Source organism: Thermomonas aquatica (assembly GCF_006337105.1).
GTDB classification, from domain to species: Bacteria; Pseudomonadota; Gammaproteobacteria; order Xanthomonadales; family Xanthomonadaceae; genus Thermomonas; species Thermomonas aquatica.
Genome location: NZ_CP040871.1, coordinates 2,716,803 through 2,733,539 on the forward strand (window position 1 = coordinate 2,716,803; position 16,737 = coordinate 2,733,539).

Annotated in this window: 14 protein-coding genes; 7 read left to right on the forward strand and 7 right to left on the reverse strand. The window is 70.2% G+C overall.

From position 1 onward, the window contains the following. Positions 1-45: 45 nt before the first annotated feature. Together FHQ07_RS12890 and FHQ07_RS12895 are read right to left on the reverse strand one after the other, a co-directional pair. Entirely contained in the window at positions 46-756 is a 711-nt protein-coding gene (locus FHQ07_RS12890) for an energy transducer TonB (protein WP_139717307.1), read from the reverse strand. Positions 757-987: 231 nt separating this feature from the next. After that, positions 988-1,722 carry an SIMPL domain-containing protein gene (locus FHQ07_RS12895; protein WP_139717309.1) on the reverse strand — a complete coding sequence of 245 codons (735 nt, stop codon included), beginning with the start codon at positions 1,720-1,722 and terminating at the stop codon, positions 988-990. 153 nt (positions 1,723-1,875) lie between these two features. Here FHQ07_RS12895 and FHQ07_RS12900 point away from each other — a divergent pair, with 153 nt between their 5' ends. Genes FHQ07_RS12900 through tldD form a run of 4 tightly spaced genes read left to right on the forward strand, consistent with a single transcriptional unit; the run spans position 1,876 to position 9,289 of the window. After that, complete coding sequence (locus FHQ07_RS12900; protein WP_139717311.1) at positions 1,876-2,445, forward strand: Maf family protein; 570 nt, start codon at positions 1,876-1,878, stop codon at positions 2,443-2,445. Further along, positions 2,442-3,935 carry a ribonuclease G gene (rng, locus tag FHQ07_RS12905; protein WP_139717313.1) on the forward strand — a complete coding sequence of 498 codons (1,494 nt, stop codon included), beginning with the start codon at positions 2,442-2,444 and terminating at the stop codon, positions 3,933-3,935. The genes FHQ07_RS12900 and rng overlap by 4 nt, the downstream gene beginning before the upstream one ends. Positions 3,936-3,944: 9 nt before the next feature. Then, on the forward strand, positions 3,945-7,796 hold the full coding sequence (locus tag FHQ07_RS12910; RefSeq protein WP_139717315.1) for a YhdP family protein: 3,852 nt from the start codon (positions 3,945-3,947) through the stop codon (positions 7,794-7,796). 50 nt (positions 7,797-7,846) lie between these two features. Next, entirely contained in the window at positions 7,847-9,289 is a 1,443-nt protein-coding gene (gene tldD / locus FHQ07_RS12915) for a metalloprotease TldD (RefSeq protein ID WP_139717317.1), read from the forward strand. Here tldD and yjgA read toward each other — a convergent pair whose 3' ends face one another. Then, positions 9,290-9,877 carry a ribosome biogenesis factor YjgA gene (gene yjgA, locus FHQ07_RS12920; RefSeq protein ID WP_139717319.1) on the reverse strand — a complete coding sequence of 196 codons (588 nt, stop codon included), beginning with the start codon at positions 9,875-9,877 and terminating at the stop codon, positions 9,290-9,292. A 32-nt stretch (positions 9,878-9,909) separates the two neighbouring features. Here yjgA and pmbA point away from each other — a divergent pair, with 32 nt between their 5' ends. From pmbA to FHQ07_RS12935, 3 genes are all read left to right on the forward strand, one after another. Continuing rightward, a complete protein-coding gene (pmbA, locus tag FHQ07_RS12925; protein WP_425476972.1) occupies positions 9,910-11,265 on the forward strand; it encodes a metalloprotease PmbA in 1,356 nt (451 codons plus the stop codon). Positions 11,266-11,371: 106 nt separating this feature from the next. Then, entirely contained in the window at positions 11,372-11,734 is a 363-nt protein-coding gene (locus tag FHQ07_RS12930) for a DUF4870 domain-containing protein (RefSeq protein WP_139717322.1), read from the forward strand. A 154-nt stretch (positions 11,735-11,888) separates the two neighbouring features. Then, positions 11,889-12,323 carry a DUF4870 domain-containing protein gene (locus FHQ07_RS12935; protein WP_240703499.1) on the forward strand — a complete coding sequence of 145 codons (435 nt, stop codon included), beginning with the start codon at positions 11,889-11,891 and terminating at the stop codon, positions 12,321-12,323. Between the two features lie 45 nt (positions 12,324-12,368). Here FHQ07_RS12935 and FHQ07_RS12940 read toward each other — a convergent pair whose 3' ends face one another. The 4 genes from FHQ07_RS12940 to FHQ07_RS12955 are packed head-to-tail and all read right to left on the reverse strand — an operon-like array spanning position 12,369 to position 16,736. After that, entirely contained in the window at positions 12,369-13,697 is a 1,329-nt protein-coding gene (locus tag FHQ07_RS12940) for a M48 family metalloprotease (RefSeq protein ID WP_168191564.1), read from the reverse strand. Then, positions 13,676-15,571, reverse strand: a complete 1,896-nt coding sequence (locus FHQ07_RS12945; RefSeq protein WP_139717328.1) for a CHASE2 domain-containing protein — start codon at positions 15,569-15,571, stop codon at positions 13,676-13,678. Before FHQ07_RS12945 ends, FHQ07_RS12940 begins: the two co-directional genes overlap by 22 nt. 15 nt (positions 15,572-15,586) lie before the next feature. Continuing rightward, positions 15,587-16,468, reverse strand: a complete 882-nt coding sequence (locus FHQ07_RS12950; protein WP_139717330.1) for a polyprenyl synthetase family protein — start codon at positions 16,466-16,468, stop codon at positions 15,587-15,589. Further along, complete coding sequence (locus tag FHQ07_RS12955) at positions 16,461-16,736, reverse strand: exodeoxyribonuclease VII small subunit (RefSeq protein WP_139717332.1); 276 nt, start codon at positions 16,734-16,736, stop codon at positions 16,461-16,463. The genes FHQ07_RS12950 and FHQ07_RS12955 overlap by 8 nt, the downstream gene beginning before the upstream one ends. Between the last annotated feature and the right edge of the window lies 1 nt (position 16,737).

Below are 16,737 nucleotides of genomic sequence, written 5' to 3' on the forward strand. Positions count from 1 at the left end.
GCGCCCGCATCGTCGATGCGGGCGTCCCGCCGCTGCCGGGCCGGCTCAGTCCGCCAGCGCGAACACGATCGGCACCATCCCGATCGCCTGCACGGCCAGGCCGTTCTTCGCCGCCGGCTGGAAGCTCCAGCGCTTGAGCACCTGCGCGCGCGCGGCCTCGTCCAGCTCGCGATGGCCGCTGCTCTGCGCGACCTTGACTTCAAGCGGGCGGCCGTCGACGCCGACCAGCACCTGCAGCAGCACGGTGCCGGTCAGCCGCTGCTGCAGGGCGCGGCGCGGATAGCTGGGGGCGGGCGCCAGCCGGTATTCGAGTTGCATCGCGGTGGGCCCCGCCGTGGCGATCTCCAGGGCGTCGGTGTCGCCGGTGTTGTCGCTGTCGGTGGGCACGTACTCGCTGCCGCTGTCGGTCACGATCTCGGAGGAGGCGGTTGCGATCGGCTTGGGCGTGACCGGGCGCTTCTCGATGGGCCTGGCATCGACCGGCACCGGCTTGGCCTTTTCGACGATCTCGGCTTTCTCGGGTTTCGGTTGTTCGCGCGGAATCCAGCGGAAGTCGTCGCGCGGCTCTTCGTCGATGGAGCTCAGCGGCGGGGGCATCGACAGCGGCATCATCAGCATGCCGAAGGCCAGCAAGTTCACCGCGATCGTGCCGCTCATGGTCAGGATCCGGGCGGAATCCAGCTGCGGTTTCTCGGCGGGCTTGAGCAGGGCGAAGCCGGTGGAGCGGGACAGGGCGTGGGCGGGTGCGCGGACCATGGTCGACCTCCGTCAGGGTGCGATGTTGGGGAACACGAACCATGCAACGCGCGGACGGCACGTATGGGGTTGGCCTCCTGCGGATTGCACGCTTCCACGCTGCTCCGTGCGCTGGCGTACGGCAACCGGCGGACGACGACCGGCCACGGCCTGCCGACAAGCGGCAATGAGTCGCATTCGCCAAAAAAACGCCCGCACGGGGCGGGCGTCGCGACGGCTCCTGCGCCGGGTTCAGTCGCCGAGTTCGAACACCACCTCGACGCTGACCGACAGCGTGCTTTCGCCCGGCGATACCGAGGTTTCCTTGGCGAAGCCGGCATCCGCGGCCATCGCCCGCATCATCGGCATCGGCCGCGGGAAGCTGGCGCCGCCCTCGCTGATGCTGACGATCCGGCGCACCTTCAGGCCCAGCGCCTCGGCGTAGGTCCTGGCGCGCGCCTGCGCCTTCTTGAGCGCGGCGACGCGCGCCTCGTCGTAGGCCTCGTCCGGCTTGTCCACCTCGAAACTCGGGCCGTTGACCTGGTTGGCGCCCTGTTCGACGAAGGTGTCCAGCACCTTGCCGAGCTTGGACAGGTCGCGCACCTTGACGTTGACCGTGTTGCTGGCCTGGTAGCCGACGATGGACGGCGGCGCGTTCTCGACGTACTTGTAGTTCGGGTTGAGGTTGATGCCGCTGGTCTGGATGTCGCGCTCGGCGATGCCGGCCGCGCGGATCGCGGCCATCACCTTGTCCATCTGCGCGGCATTCGCGCGCATCGCCGCGTTGGCGTCGGTGGCCTGGGTGACCACGCCGGTGGAGATCGTGGCCACGTCCGGCACGCGCTTGGCATCGGCGGATGCGGAGACGGACAGCAGGGTGCCGGTGGCCGGCATCTCGCCAGCGGTCGAAGTCTGGGGTTGGGCGCAAGCGGTCATGGGAATCCCGAAGGCAAGGACGATGGCGAGGACGAGCGGGCGGAACGGCATGGTGGACTCCTTGTCGATGCGGGGGAATGGTAGCGGGCGGCGCGGTCGGCGCCAGGTGAACGCCGGTGCCGGAGTGAACGCATGGTGAGCCGCAGCGGGGTTGCGTGCGCCAATGCACGCGGCCCGCAGTCAGCCGCGGGTTAGACTTTACGCATGCTGCATCTTGCCTCGCGCTCGCCGCGCCGCGCCGAACTGCTGGCCCGCCTGGGCCTCGATTTCGGCGTCATCGACCTCGATATCCCCGAACGCCAGGGCGCGTCCGAAGCCGCCCACGAATACGTGCGCCGGGTGGCGCGCGAGAAGGCCGGCGCCGGCCTGCTGGAGGTCGTCGCGGTGCCGGGTGCGGTGGTGCTTGGCGCGGATACCGAGGTGATCCTCGACGGCCGCGTGTTCGGCAAGCCCGCCGATGCGGTGGATGCCGCCGGCATGCTGCGTACGCTGTCGGGCCGCACGCACGAAGTCATCACCGCGGTCTCGCTGGTCTCGGCCGGGCGTGAAACCCAGGCGGTCTCCACCTCGCAGGTGCAGGTGGCGGCGCTGTCCGATGCCGACATCGCCGCCTGCATCGCCAGCGGCGAATGGGACGGCAAGGCCGGTGCCTATGCGATCCAGGGCCGCTTCCAGGCCCACATCGAGCACCTGTCCGGCAGCTACAGCGGGGTGATGGGCCTGCCCTTGTTCGAGACCGCGCAACTGCTGAAGCGGTTCGGGCTGCTGCAATGAGCGAGGAACTGCTGGTCAACGTGACCCCGCGCGAAACCCGCGTCGCGGTGGTCGAGAACGGCATGCTGCAGGAACTGCACATCGAGCGCGGCAGCCAGCGCGGCGTGGTCGGCAACATCTACAAGGGCAAGGTGCAGCGGGTGATGCCGGGCATGCAGGCCGCGTTCGTAGACATCGGCCTGGAGCGCGCGGCCTTCCTGCATGCCAACGACATCTTCCGCAGCACCCAGCTCGACACCGGCGAGGGCGACGATGCGCCGGCCAGTGCGCCGATGCAGGTGCAGATCCCGATCACCGAACTGCTGCGCGACGGCGCCGAGATCGTGGTGCAGGTGGTCAAGGACCCGATCGGCAGCAAGGGCGCCCGGCTGACCACCCAGATCAGCATTCCCTCGCGCTACATGGTGCTGCTGCCGCGCTCGCGCGTGCTCGGCATCTCCGCGCGGATCGAGGACGAGGACGAGCGCGCGCGGCTGAAATCGCTGATGACCGAACTGGCGCCGCCCGGCGGGCAGTTCGGCTACATCGTGCGCACCAATGCCGAAGGGCAGCCGGCCGAGGCGCTTGCGGAAGACGTCGCCTACCTGGGCCGCGCCTGGAAGCTGGTCGAGGAAACTGCCGCCAGCGCCAAGGTCGGCAGCTGCGTGTACGAGGACCTCAGCCTGCCGCTGCGCGCGGTGCGCGACCTCATCCGCCGCGACGTGGAGAAGGTCAAGGTCGATTCGCGCGAGACCTGCGAGCGCCTGCGCGAATTCGCCGCGCAGTACATGCCGGAACTGGCGGAGAAGATCGAGCACTACGGTGGCGCGCGCCCGATCTTCGACCTGTACGGGGTCGAGGACGAGATCGGCCGCGCGCTGGAGAAGGAAGTGCCGCTGAAATCCGGCGGTTACCTGGTGATCGACCAGACCGAGGCGATGACCACGGTCGACGTGAACACTGGGTCCTTCCTCGGCCAGCGCAACCTGGAGGAGACGGTCTACCGCACCAACCTGGAGGCCGCGCAGGCGGTGGCGCGCCAGCTGCGCCTGCGCAACCTGGGCGGGATCATCATCATCGACTTCATCGACATGATCGATGCCGAGCACCGCCGGCAGGTGCTGCGCACCCTGGAGAAATCGCTGGCGCGCGACCATGCCAAGACCACGGTCTACGACTTCTCGCCGCTCGGCCTGGTGGAGATGACCCGCAAGCGCACGGTGGAATCGCTGCAACGCCAGTTGAGCGAGCCCTGCCACGAATGCAGCGGGCGCGGCACGGTCAAGACCGCGGAAACCGTCACCTACGAGATCTTCCGCGAGATCGTCCGCGCGGTGCGCCAGTTCGATGCGGCGCGCCTGCTGGTGATCGCCTCGCCGAAGGTGGTGGGCCGCATCACCGACGAAGAGTCGAACGCGGTCGCCGAGTTGGAGGAATTCCTCGGCAAGTCGATCCGCTTCCAGGCGGATGGGCAATACATGCAGGAGCAGTTCGATGTCGTGCTGCTCTGAGCGCGCGGCATGACCACCCCGCTGCGCCGGCGCCTGCGCCTGCTGCGCCGTGGCGCCTGGTACGGCTTGGCCGCGCTGCTGGTGCTGTTCGCGCTGGGCAATGGCATCGGCAGCCAGTTGCTGCCGCTGGTGGAGCGCCACCCGCAGAAGATCGCCGAATGGCTGAGCGCGCGCGCGCAACGCAAGGTCGCGTTCGACCACGTCGAAACCGAATGGACCCGGCGCGGCCCGCTGCTGCGGCTGGACAACCTGCGCATCGGCGACGGCGCCGATCCGCTGCGCATCGGCGACGCGGAGATCCTGGTCGCCCAATATGCCGGGCTGCTGCCGGGGCGTTCGTTCACCGAGTTGCGCGTGCGCGGGCTGGACCTGACCCTGCAGCGCGACGCGGCCGGGCGCTGGAGCGTGCGCGGCCTGCCCGGACAGCAGCAGGCGGACGGCGACCCGTTCGCCACCCTGGAGCGCCTGGGCGAATTGCAGGTGTCGGATGCGCGCCTGCACGTGAGCGCGCCGGAACTGCAGGTCGACATGAGCCTGCCGCGCATCGACCTGCGCATGCGGGTGGACGGCCCGCGCATCCGCGGGGGCGCGCGGGCATGGCTGCGCAAGCGGGCGATGCCGTTCGCGATGGCGCTGGATTTCGACCGCCGCAGCGGCGATGGCCGGGTATACGCGGGCACGCGCAAGGCAGACCTGCGCGAGCTGGCCGGCATCGTGCAGTTCGCCGGGATCGCGCCGGCGTCCGGCCGCGGCCGGATCCAGGCCTGGGCGGCCTTGAAGGCGCACCGCGTGGTCGACGTGCATGCCGATGCCGCGATGGAAAACGTGGTGCTGCGCGGCGCGCCGCTCGCCGGCGGGCGCAGCGCGCCGACCCTGGATTTCGGCATCGTCAACATGGACGCGCGCTGGACCGGCAGCATCCGCCAGTGGCAGGCGCGCGCGGCCCGCCTGCGGATCGGCGAAGGCGAGCGCCAGCAGGTGCTGGATGGCGTCGCCGTTGCCGGCGGCGGGCAGTACGGCCTGCGGGCCAGGCGCATCGATGCCGCGCCCCTGCTGGCCTTGCTGGCATTGAGCGACCGCGTGTCGCCGGACCTGCGCCGCTGGCTGCATGGCTCCGCCGCCGGTGCGGTGCTGGAGAACGTGGACGTGGCCGGCGCGCGCGGCGGCGGCTTGCGCGTCGACGCGCTCGTGCGCGGCCTGCATTTCGCGCCGGTCGGCAACAGCCCGGGCATGCGCGGCGTCGATGCGCAGCTGCAGGGCGACGCCGATGGCCTGCGCCTGCGCTTCGACCGCACGGCCATGGTGGCGTTCGACTGGCCTGCGGGCTTCGGCGTGGTCCACCAATTCACCCTCGACGGCGAAGCCGTGCTCTGGCGCGATGGCGCGGGCTGGACCGTGCGCACGCCGGGGCTGGCCATCGGCGGCAAGGAGCTCAGCCTGAAGGCGCGCGGCGGCATCGGTTTCCCGAACGATGGCGGGCGCCCGCACCTCGACATCGCCGCCGACATCGGTGACGCCCAGGTCTCCGCCGCGCACGGTTTCTGGATCCATCACCTGATGCCGAAATCGACCGTCGAATGGCTGGATGCCGCGCTCCAGGGCGGCACCCTGCGCGACATCCATGCGGTGGTCGCCGGCGACCTCGACGATTGGCCGTTCCACACCGAGGCCGGCCACGCCGGTGCCGGCAAATTCCGCGTCGATGCCCGCATGCAGGGCGGCAAGCTCAAGTTCCAGCCGGATTGGCCGGCGATCGAGCAGCTGGACGGCAACATCCGCTTCGAGGCGGATGGGTTCACCATCGCCGGCTCCGGCCGGCTCGCCGGCGTGCCGGTCGGCTCGTTCAGGGCCGGCATCCCGCGGTTCGGCCGCGCCGAGCTGAGCGTGGATGCGAACGCCGCCGGCGACGCCGGCGCGTTCCTGGCGATGCTGCGGCAGAGCCCGCTGCACAAGGAACATGGCGAGGTGATGGACAACCTACGGGCGGCGGGCCCGGCCACCGCCGATTTCCACATGCTGCTGCCGTTCCACCACGACGGCGCGCCGCAGATGCGCATGCAGGGCAGGATCGACCTTGCCGGCGCCACGATGCGCGAGGAGCGCTGGAAGCTGGCCTTCGACAACGTGCGCGGGCAGGCCAGTTACGACAACGGCGGTTTCCTCGCGGACAAGCTGCAGGTGCGCCACGACGGCGCCGCGGGCGTGCTCTCGTTGCGCGCCGGCCCGCATGTGCGCGACGCGAACCAGGCGTTCGAGGCGGAGCTGCAGGCGAATGCCGGGATCGACGACCTGCTCGACAAGGCCGGCAACCTCGGCTGGCTGAAGCCCTACCTGGACGGGCGTTCGGCATGGACGGTGGCGGTGGCGATCCCGCACGGCGCGGCGCAGGCCGCGCCGCCGACGCGCCTGCAATTGCGTTCGAACCTGGTCGGAACCTCGATCGACCTGCCGGAACCCGTGCGCAAGCCCGCATCCGAGGCGATGGAGGCGACGGTCGACGTGAACCTGCCGATGGAACGCGGCGAGGTCGCGGTCGAGCTCGGCAACCTGCTCTCGCTGCGCAGCCGCAGCAGCGGGCAGCAGACCGGCGTGCGCGTGCAGCTAGGCGGCAGCGTGGCGGACGCGCCGCCGGCCAATGGGCTGGTCATCGGCGGGCGCGTGGACCGGCTGGATGCGCTGGACTGGATCGGGGTGGTGTCCGGCGACCGCGGCGGCGCTTCGATGCCGCTGCGCCGGATCGAGGTCGATGCCAGGCAGTTGCGCCTGCTGGGCTCGAACTTCGCCGACGCGAAGCTGATCCTGGCCCCCGCCGCGCGCGGCACCGCAGTGCAGGTGCAGGGCGCTGGCATCGCCGGTTCGTTGCTGGTGCCGGACCAGGACGGTGCGACCGTCGCCGGCCGTTTCGAACGCCTGCATTGGCGGATGCCGGCGAAGGGCGCGCCGGCGAAGCCGGTGGCCGCTCCGCCGCTGCCCGCGGCTGCCGCGACGGGCGCGATCGCGTTCGACCCGGCCAACATCCCGCCGATGCTGTTCGAGGTCGGCGAGTTGCGCATCGGCGATGCGGTATTGGGAAGCGCGCGCTTCCGCAGCACGCCGGTCGCCGGCGGCATGCGCATGGACGAATTCGCGTCGCGCGGCAGCAAGCAGCGCCTGAGCGCCAGCGGCACCTGGTCGGGCCGTGGCGATGCGGCGCGCACGCAACTGCGCTTGAACGTGGACAGCGACGACATCGGCGCACTGCTCGCCGGGCTGGGGCTGGGCGGGCAGGTCGCCGGCGGCAAGGGCAAGCTCGGGATGGAGGCGAACTGGCGAGGCGGGCCGGAAGTGCTGGACCCGGGCGCGATGGAGGCGAACATCGCACTGGATGCGCGCGATGGCCGCCTGCTGGAAATCGAACCCGGCGCCGGCCGCGTGCTCGGCCTGCTCGGCATCGCGCAATTGCCGCGCCGCTTGACCCTGGATTTCCGCGATTTCTTCGACAAGGGCTTCGCCTTCGACAGCATCAAGGGCGACGTGCGCCTGGCGCAGGGCGCGGCGCGCACCGACAACCTGGCGATCAAGGGACCGGCCGCGGACATCCACGTGCGCGGTAGCGCGGACCTGCGCACCCAGCGCTTCGACCAGACCGTGGACGTGCTGCCGAAATCCGGTGGCCTGCTGACCGCGGTGGGCGCGATCGCCGGCGGCCCGGTCGGCGCCGCGGTCGGCGCGGTCGCCAATGCGGTGCTGGACAAGCCGCTGCAGGGGCTGGGCGCCAAGACCTACCGCGTCACCGGGCCATGGGCCTCGCCCAAGGTGGAAGTCACCAGCCGCGCCCCGGCGGCGCAAGCCAAGCCGGTGCGCGAACCGCCGCCGGGTTGATCCCCGCCGCTTCGCCGCCATCCCATCATCGAGCCGAACGAATCGCATCCATGACCCATCTCGCCATCGCCGAATCGCGCCTGCTGGCGCCCACCGGACTCGACCTGGACAGCCTGCAGCGCGCCTTCGGCAGCCTGCTCGGCCCCGGCATCGATTTCGGCGACCTGTATTTCCAGCATGCGCGCCGCGAGAACTGGAGCATGGAGGACGGCATCGTCAAGGACGGCGCGCATTCGATCGAGCAGGGCGTGGGCGTGCGCGCGATCTCCGGCGAGAAGACCGGCTTCGCCTATTCCGACGACCTCGACGCGCAGGCGCTGATCGCCTCCGCGCATTCGGCGCGGGCGATCGCCCGCGATGGCCGCGAACACGGCGCACAGGCCTTGCAGCGCAGCGGCGGACGCCAGCTGTACCCGGCGCTGGATCCGGTCGATGCGCTGGGCAACGAGGCCAAGGTCGCGGCGTTGCGGCGCGTGGACGGGTTGCTGCGCGCACTGGACCCGCGCGTGCAGCAGGTGATGGTCAGCCTCAGCGGCGCGGTGGATACCGTGCTGGTCGCGCGCAGCGACGGCGTGCTGGCGGGCGACGTGCGCCCGCTGGTGCGGATGAACGTGCAGGTGATCGTCGAACAGAACGGCCGCCGCGAATCCGGTTACGCCGGTTTCGGCGGGCGTCATTCGTACGAGCAACTGCTGGCCGACGACAAGCCGGAGAAGTTCGCGCGCGAGGCCTTGCGCCAGGCGCTGGTGAACCTCGACGCCGTCGATGCGCCCGCGGGCGTGATGCCGGTGGTGCTGGGCGCGGGCTGGCCCGGCGTGCTGCTGCATGAAGCGGTCGGCCACGGCCTGGAAGGCGATTTCAATCGCAAGGGCACTTCCACGTATGCCGGCCGGATCGGCCAGCGGGTGGCATCGAAGGGCGTCACCATCGTCGACGACGGCACGCTGGACGGCCGCCGCGGTTCGCTCAACATCGACGACGAAGGCACCCCGACCAATTGCACGACGCTGATCGAGGACGGCGTGCTGGTCGGCTACATGCAGGACACGCTCAATGCGCGGCTGATGGGCATGGCGCCGACCGGCAACGGCCGCCGCGAATCGTTCGCCCACCTGGTGATGCCGCGCATGACCAATACCTACATGCGCGCCGGCAGCCACGACCCGCAGGAAATGATCGCTTCGGTGAAAAAGGGCCTGTACGCGGTGAATTTCGGCGGCGGCCAGGTCGACATCACCAGCGGCAAGTACGTGTTCAGCGCGACCGAGGCCTACCTGATCGAGGACGGCAAGGTCACCGCGCCGGTGAAGGGCGCCACGTTGATCGGCAACGGCCCGGAGACCATGCAGAAGGTGGCGATGATCGGCCACGACATGGCGCTGGACGATGGCGTCGGCGTCTGCGGCAAGGACGGGCAGTCGGTGCCGGTGGGCGTGGGCCAGCCTTCGTTGCTGATTTCGGAATTGACCGTCGGCGGAACCAGGGCTGGTTGATCAGCCGTGGTCTTCGTCGCCTTCGTCGTCGAACGCATCGTCCGCATCGTCGTTGGATGCGTCTCCGTCCTGCGCCTGCAGTCCGCGCAATTCGCGGAACAATTCGCGGTAGGCGCGCGGCGGCTTGTTGCGCTTGCGTTCCTCGTGCGCGTTGCGCACCAGTTGGCGCAGTTTCTGGCGGTCGGCGTCCGGGTGTTCGTCCAGCAGCTCGGTCATCGCCGCGTCGCCGTCCTCGCCGAGCAGGGCGTCGCGCAGCGCCTCGATGCGGTGCATCGCAGCGGTTTCCCTGCGCGCGGCGTCGCCGTCCTTGCTCATCGCGTCGCGGATCGCGTCCAGCGCCGCATCGTCCTGCCGGCGCATCTGCTTGGCCAGGAACGCCAGCTGGCGCTTGCGCGCGCCGTAGGAGGCGATGCGCTGGGTCTCGCGGATATGCGGCAGCAATTCGTCGGGGATCGGCAACCTGGCCAGCTGCGCCGGACTCAGCGCCACCAGTTGTTCGCCCAGTTCCAGCACGTCCAGCGCCGCACGCCGGTTGGCGCTGCGGCTGGGGCTGAAGAATTCCCCGGTTTCGTCGTCGCGTCCTCGCATCGCTACAGGATAATCCATTGAACAGCCCAGCCATCGATATCGCCCCCGTCGCCGACGACAGCCACGCGCGCCTGCAGCGGTTGTCCGGCGTGGCCCAGCGCCTGCTCGAGCAGGCGCGCGCCGCCGGCGCCAGCCAGGCCGAAGTCAGCTGCAACGAGGACAGCGGGCTTGCGGTCAACGTGCGCATGGGCGAGGTGGAGACGGTCGAAGCCACCCGCGACCGCGGCATCGCGGTGACGGTCTATTTCGGCCAGCGCAAGGGCAGCGCCAGCACCGCCGACCTGCGCGAGGACAGCCTCGCGGCGACGGTCGCCCAAGCCTGCGCGATCGCCAGATTCACCGAGGACGATGCCGCCGCCGGGCTGGCCGATGCCGAGCTGATGGCCACCACCCAGCGCGAGTTCGACGGCTGGCATCCGTGGGACATCGATGCGCAACGTGCCATCGACCTGGCGCTGGCCAGCGAACAGGCCGGTCGCGACAGCGATCCGCGGATCGGCAATTCCGACGGCGCATCGGTCAATACCAATGCCTCGATCAGCGTGTATGCCAATTCGCACGGCTTCCTCGGCGGCGAGCGCGGCACTTCGCACAGCATCGGCTGCGCGCTGATCGCCGGCGAGGGCGATGCCATGCAACGCGACAGCTGGTACAGCGTGGCGTTGGCAGCGTCCGACCTGGAACAGGCCGATGCGGTCGGCCGCAAGGCGGCGCAGCGCACGCTGGAACGGCTCGATCCGCGGCAACTGCCGACCGGCGAGGTGCCGGTGCTGTTCGCCGCGGAGATGGCGCGTTCGCTGGTCGGGCATTACCTGGGCGCGGTGTCCGGCGGTGCGCTGTACCGCAAGGCCAGCTTCCTGCTCGACAGCGCCGGGACGCGGGTGTTCCCGGACTGGTTCGGCATCGACGAGCTGCCGTTCCTGGCGCGCGGCTTCCGTTCCGCCGCGTTCGATGCCGAAGGCGTGGCCACCCGCGAATCGCCGCTGGTGCAGGGCGGCGTTGTGCAGCGCTACGTGCTGGGCAGCTATTCCGCGCGCAAATTGGGCTTGCAGACCACCGCCAATGCCGGCGGCGTGCACAACCTGCACGTGCACGCGAATGCCGGCGACCTGGAGTCGATGCTGCGCGGCATGGGCCGCGGCCTGCTGGTCACCGAGCTGATGGGGCAGGGCGTGAACCCGATCACCGGCGATTACTCGCGCGGCGCCGCCGGCTTCTGGGTCGAGGGCGGGCACATCGCCTATCCGGTCGACGGCATCACCATCGCCGGCAACCTCAAGCAGGTGTTCGCCGCGATCGAGGCGGTCGGCACCGATGTCGACCCGCGTTCGCACATCCGCACCGGTTCGATCCTGGTCGGCAGGATGACGGTGGCCGGCAGCGGCTGAGCCCTGGCCCGGCCGCCGCCGCGGGCGCCGCGGCTGACCTCCGGCGGCGGCGGATCGCGTTATCCTCGGCATCGCGGCATTGCGCCGTCATTTCGGGGAACCACGCATGGAAACCAACGAAGCTACCTCCGCACCGTCGGGTGCCTCGCAAGAGGACAAGACGCTCGCGCTGCTCACGCATCTGTCCGGGATCATCCTCAGCTTCATCGTGCCGCTGGTGATCTGGCTGACCAACAAGGACAAGCCGGACAAGGGCTGGTTGAACGACCAGGCCAAGGAGGCGTTGAACTTCCAGATCACCCTGGCGATCGGCTGGGTGGCCGCCACCATCCTGAGCGTGGTCGGCATCGGTCTGCTGCTGATGCCGGTGATCTGGATCATCAACCTGATTTTCAGCATCCTCGCCGGCATGAAGGCCAACGAAGGCGTGGCCTATCGCTATCCCTTCGCGCTGCGCCTGATCAAGTAAGGCGGCATCGCCCCGGCGGGCGTTTCGTCGCCCGCCGGAGGCCCTTCATCGCAGCATGCGGGGTCCGGTCGGCGCTTCGCTTGCATCGCCTGCCGGCGGCCCCATCATCGTCCTGAGGCCGGAACGATTCCGGCGGGAGCCGACGATGGAGACCATGAACATCCAATCCCTGTCCCCGGGCCTGAGCGACCGCCAATGGGCGGCCGGCGCGCACGTGGCGGCCCTGCTTGCGGCGCTGCTGACCAGCTGGGTCGCCGGCGTGGCCGGCGCGATCGCCGCACTGGCGGTGTGGCTGCTGGTGCGCGACCGCTATCCCTTCGCTGCCGAGCACGCCAGGGAAGCGCTCAACTTCAACCTCAGCATGCTGATCTACACCGGCGTGGCGCTGGCCATCACGGTCGTGCTGGTCGGGGCGACCTTGCTGACCCTCGGCATCGGCCTGCTGGTCACCGCCCCCGCCGGCTTGCTGCTGCTGGCCGTGTATGCGGCGATCGCCGTGGCCTGGCTGGCATGCAGCCTGATCGCGGCGTTCAAGGCCTACGACGGCCAGCCGTACCGCTATCCGATCAGCATCCGCCTGTTCAAGTAAGTCGCAGGCCGGGGCGGGCGCTTTCCTGCAGCGGAAGGCGCCCGCTCAGCGCTTGGTATAGGCCTCGAGCCCGGCATAGCCGCGCTGGTCGATGCGGTCCATGCGCGCATCCAGCGGCGGATGGGTGCGATAGAGCTGGGTCAGCTTGGGCGAGCTGGTGCCCAGCGCGGTCATCTTCTGCAGCACCGCGTACAGCGCCAGCGGATTGCTGCCGCCGCGCGCCAGGTAGATGCCGGCGGCTTCGTCGGCGCGGAACTCCGCATCCCGGTCCAGCTTGGTCATCATCACCGCTGCGCCGTGCTTGGCGACGTAATCCTTGGCCAGGCTGCCGGCCACGCCGCCGGCCTTGACCCGCTTCATCCCCATCTTGCCGAGCGCGCCCTGCGTCTCCTGCTTGCGCACCACCTCGTAATGGTCGCGCTGGACGACATGGCTGAGTTCGTGGCCCAGCACCGCGGCGAGTTCGGCATCGTCCGCCAGCAGCTGGTACAGGCCGCGGGTGACCAGCACGTAGCCGCCCGGCGCGGCGAAGGCGTTGACCTCGTCGGACTCGATCACGCCGAAGGTCCACGGCAGGTCGGGACGGCTGGTGCGCGAGGCCAGCCAGCGGCCAACCAGGTTGATCCGGCGCTGCGCCGCGGGATCGGCGACCAGCGGCGCGGCGCCGAGGATGCGGCCGGCGATCAGCGGACCGAGTTCCAGTTCCTGCTCGGTGATTTCCTGCTCGGACTTGCCGATCATCTCCTCGCCGCCGTCCGCGGCGTCGGCCAGGCCGGGCTTGACCATCCCCAGCAGGTTGCGCGCGATGCCGAAGCGCTGGCGCTTTTCGGCCTGGGTGGCCTGCGGCCCCGCCGGCGCCTGGCCCGGCCGGAATTCGGCGGCGTAGGCCACTTCGGTGGCCGGCCAGTGGCGCGCGCGCGCGGCCTTCTCGGCCGCCGCCGGCTCGACCCGATAGGACTCCATCAGCTGCAGTTGCTCGGCATCGAAGGCGGCGGCCTTGAGGTCGCTCTCGTCCAGCCCGCGCACGCTGGCGGTTTCGCTGACCCGGCCCTTGCCGGCCTTGCCGGAGAACAGCGTCTTGCCGATCCCGGCGGTCTCGGCCTTGGCGTAGGCCATGCGCACGTCGTTGACGCGGACGAAGCCGGTCTTGCCGTCGGCGGTCTGCACCTTGAACCACAGGCCCTGCTGCGCGGCGATGGTGACGCTGGCGTCCTTGGCGAGGGTGGCGATCGCCGGGGTCTTGAAATCGGGACCGCGGCGCACCTCCACCGAGGGCTTGGAGACGGTGGCCGTGGTCGCCGCATCGGCGGCCCAGAGGCCGAGCGAAAGCAGGGCAGTGGCCAGCACCAGGCTCAATCGGTGGGTGTTTCGCATCCTGTGTCCCCTCTGTTGCCGGTCTGCGCGATGGTAGCGCCCGGACGTGTCGCATCGTAAACGCGGTTGTCGGCGGTGAGCGGCCATTCATCGGTGGCATTGAGGTCGCGGCCGAGCAGTTCGCGCAGGCGCACGCGTTCGCCGCGCACGCTGTCGTCGTTGTCGTCGTCGATCTCCGCGGCGGACACGCAGATCATCACCCTGCCATGCGCATCCAGCGGCAGGTCGCCGTCGTTCAGCGATGCGAAGAGCTGGTCGAGCTCGCGCTTCGCCAAAGCCATCGCGGCGGCTTCATCGGTGCCTTCCCAGACCAGCACGATCAGGTCGTCGAGGATCTCGTGCAGCCAGCTCTTGCGTTCGACGATGCCTTCGATCATCACCGCCTCGCCGCCGGCGTAGAGCTGGCGGCGCAGCAGGCGGCGGTATTCGCGCTTGCCGCGCACGGCGGCGAACGCGTCCAGCTCCGGATTGGCGATGAAGCGCAACCGCGCCATCACCAGCCAGGGATGCCTGCGCGGATCGTATTCGTCGCGGTAGTCGTTGTTGCCGACCGCGCGCCCGCGCTGCACGCCCGAGTACAGCCGGCAGAAGCCGAAGCACAGGCTGACGAAGCCGATGCTGGCGAAGATGTCCAGGAACGCGCCGAAGTAGGTCAGGCCGACGAAGGCCGCGGCGAGCAGGGCGATGTTGATCGCGACGAAGATCGGATCCACGTCCTCGTGCGGTTCGCCGCGCCAGAAGGCGTAGGTGGTCAGCATCACCAGCAGCGCCGCCAGCAGGTACTTGAACGACGTCGGCGGCACCTTGATCCCGCCCGCGTGCAGCAGCGCGTCGGTGGCCTCGGCCCAGACTTCGACGCCCGGCATCGCGGGGTTGACCGGGGTCGGCTTGCTGTCGCTGATGCCGGAAGCGGTGTAGCCCACCAGCACCACGGCGTCCTTCAGGTCGGGCCGCTTCTCGCCGGCCTTGTCGACGCAGACCTGCTTGCCTTCGAGCAGGTTCGCCGCGCTGACATACGGCATGCGGCTGTGTTCGCGCCAGTTGACGCGGATCTCGGCCGGGTAGGCGGAGCCGGGCCTCCGCTGCAAGAGCATCGCGAGCCGCAGCGGCAATGTGGGCAGCGACCAGCCGCCGCCCACGTCCTCGGACAACGGAACGTCGCGCAGGACGCCGTCCTGCCCGCGACTGACATTGGTCAGCGCGGAATGCTTCGCCATCGCCTCGCCGTAAGGCAGCAGCACCATCACGCGCGGGCCTGGTGCTTGCGCGTTCGCGTCGTTGCGGAACGCGCCGGGCAGTTGCGATGCGCGCAGCGGCGCATCGGCGTCGAACGCCGGATCCTGGCGCTTGGATGCGAACACGAAACGCCCGTCGCCGCCGCTCGCCATCGCGTCCAGCACCGCATCGCCATCGGGATCCTCGCGCAATGCGTCGAGGAACAGGACGTCGATGCCGGCGGCGCGCACGCCCGCCCGGTCCAGCATGTCCAGCAGGTCGGCATGGCGTTGTCGCGGCCATGGCCAGCCGCCCTGGCCCCGGTTGCTGAAATAGTCGATCGAGCAGTCGTCGATCTCCACCACCACGGTCTTGCCCGACGGCCTGGGTTCGATCGGGCGCCACTGGATGACGGTGTCGAAGATGCTGTTCTCGGCCGCATCCAGGCTGCGCTGGTGGGTCCAGTCCCAGCCCAGCCAGCCCAGCGCGGCGCAGGCCAGCAGCGGGTAGAACGCGTACTTCAGGCGCAGCGCGAGGCGCGACAGCGGCCGCCGCCAGCTGCGTTCGACGATGGTCCACGCATCCATGAACCACACCGCCAGCGAGGCCATCGCGGCGTCGATGCGGTCCTGCAAGGTCTTGACCAGCTTGCGCGCCATCCCCCGGCGTCCCCGTCAGTTGTCGCGTTCGACCACCTTGCGGGCGAGCGCCGCAAGCGCGGCCGTCTCCACCGCCAGGCCCGCCAGCGCATCGTGCATGACGGCCGACAGCTCCGCCAGCCGCGCGCGGCTGGCCTCGATGCCGAGCAACGCGGGGAAGGTGGCCTTGTCCTGGGCGACGTCCTTGCCCGCGGTCTTGCCGAGGGTGGCGGCATCGCCTTCGATGTCGAGCAGGTCGTCGCGGACCTGGAACGCCAGGCCCAGTGCGTCGGCATAGCGGTCGAGCGCGATCCGGCTTGCCTCGTCCGCGCCCGCCGCGATAGCGCCCAGTCGCACCGACGCGCGCAGCAGGGCGCCGGTCTTCAGCGCGTGCAGGCGCTGCAATCCGTCGATGCCGATGGCGCCGGCCTTGCCGGTCGCGTCGATGTCCAGCGCCTGCCCGCCGCACATCCCGGCCGCGCCGGACGCATGCGCGAGCTCGGCCAGCATCGCGACGCGCGATCCGGCGGGTTGCGGCGCATGCGCCAGCGCCGCGAACGCCAGCGCCTGCAACGCATCGCCGGCGAGGATCGCGGTGGCTTCGTCGAAGGCGACGTGCACCGTCGGCTGGCCGCGCCGCAGCGCATCGTCGTCCATCGCCGGCAGGTCGTCGTGGACCAGCGAATAGCAATGGACGAGTTCGACCGCGACCGCGGCGGCATCCAGCTGCGCCGGGTCCGCGCCGAATGCGGTGCCGGCGGCATACGCCAGCATCGGCCGCATGCGCTTGCCGCCGTTGAGCACGCCATGGCGCATCGCCGCGTGCAGGCGTTGCGGGGAATCGTGCGGAGCCGGCAGGGCATGGTCGAGCGCGGCTTCGACCCGCGCGCGCCAGGCCGCGAACGTGGCCTCAGGCATCGTCGCCGGAATCGAAGGGGCGGGCCTCGTCCGGCCGGGCCGGGTCGCTGAGCAGGCGCACGCGCAGTTCGGCCTGTTCCAGCGCGCCCTGGCAGCGGCGATACAGGCCGACGCCGCGTTCGTAGGCGGCCAGCGATTCCTCCAGCGTCATCTCGCCGGCCTCCATCTTGCCGACCAGCGCCTCGAGCGACTGCATCGAGGCCTCGAAGTCGGCGACTGGCGAGGCATCCGTGGCGGTGGCTTCGCTTGCAGGGGATTTCTTGGCCATG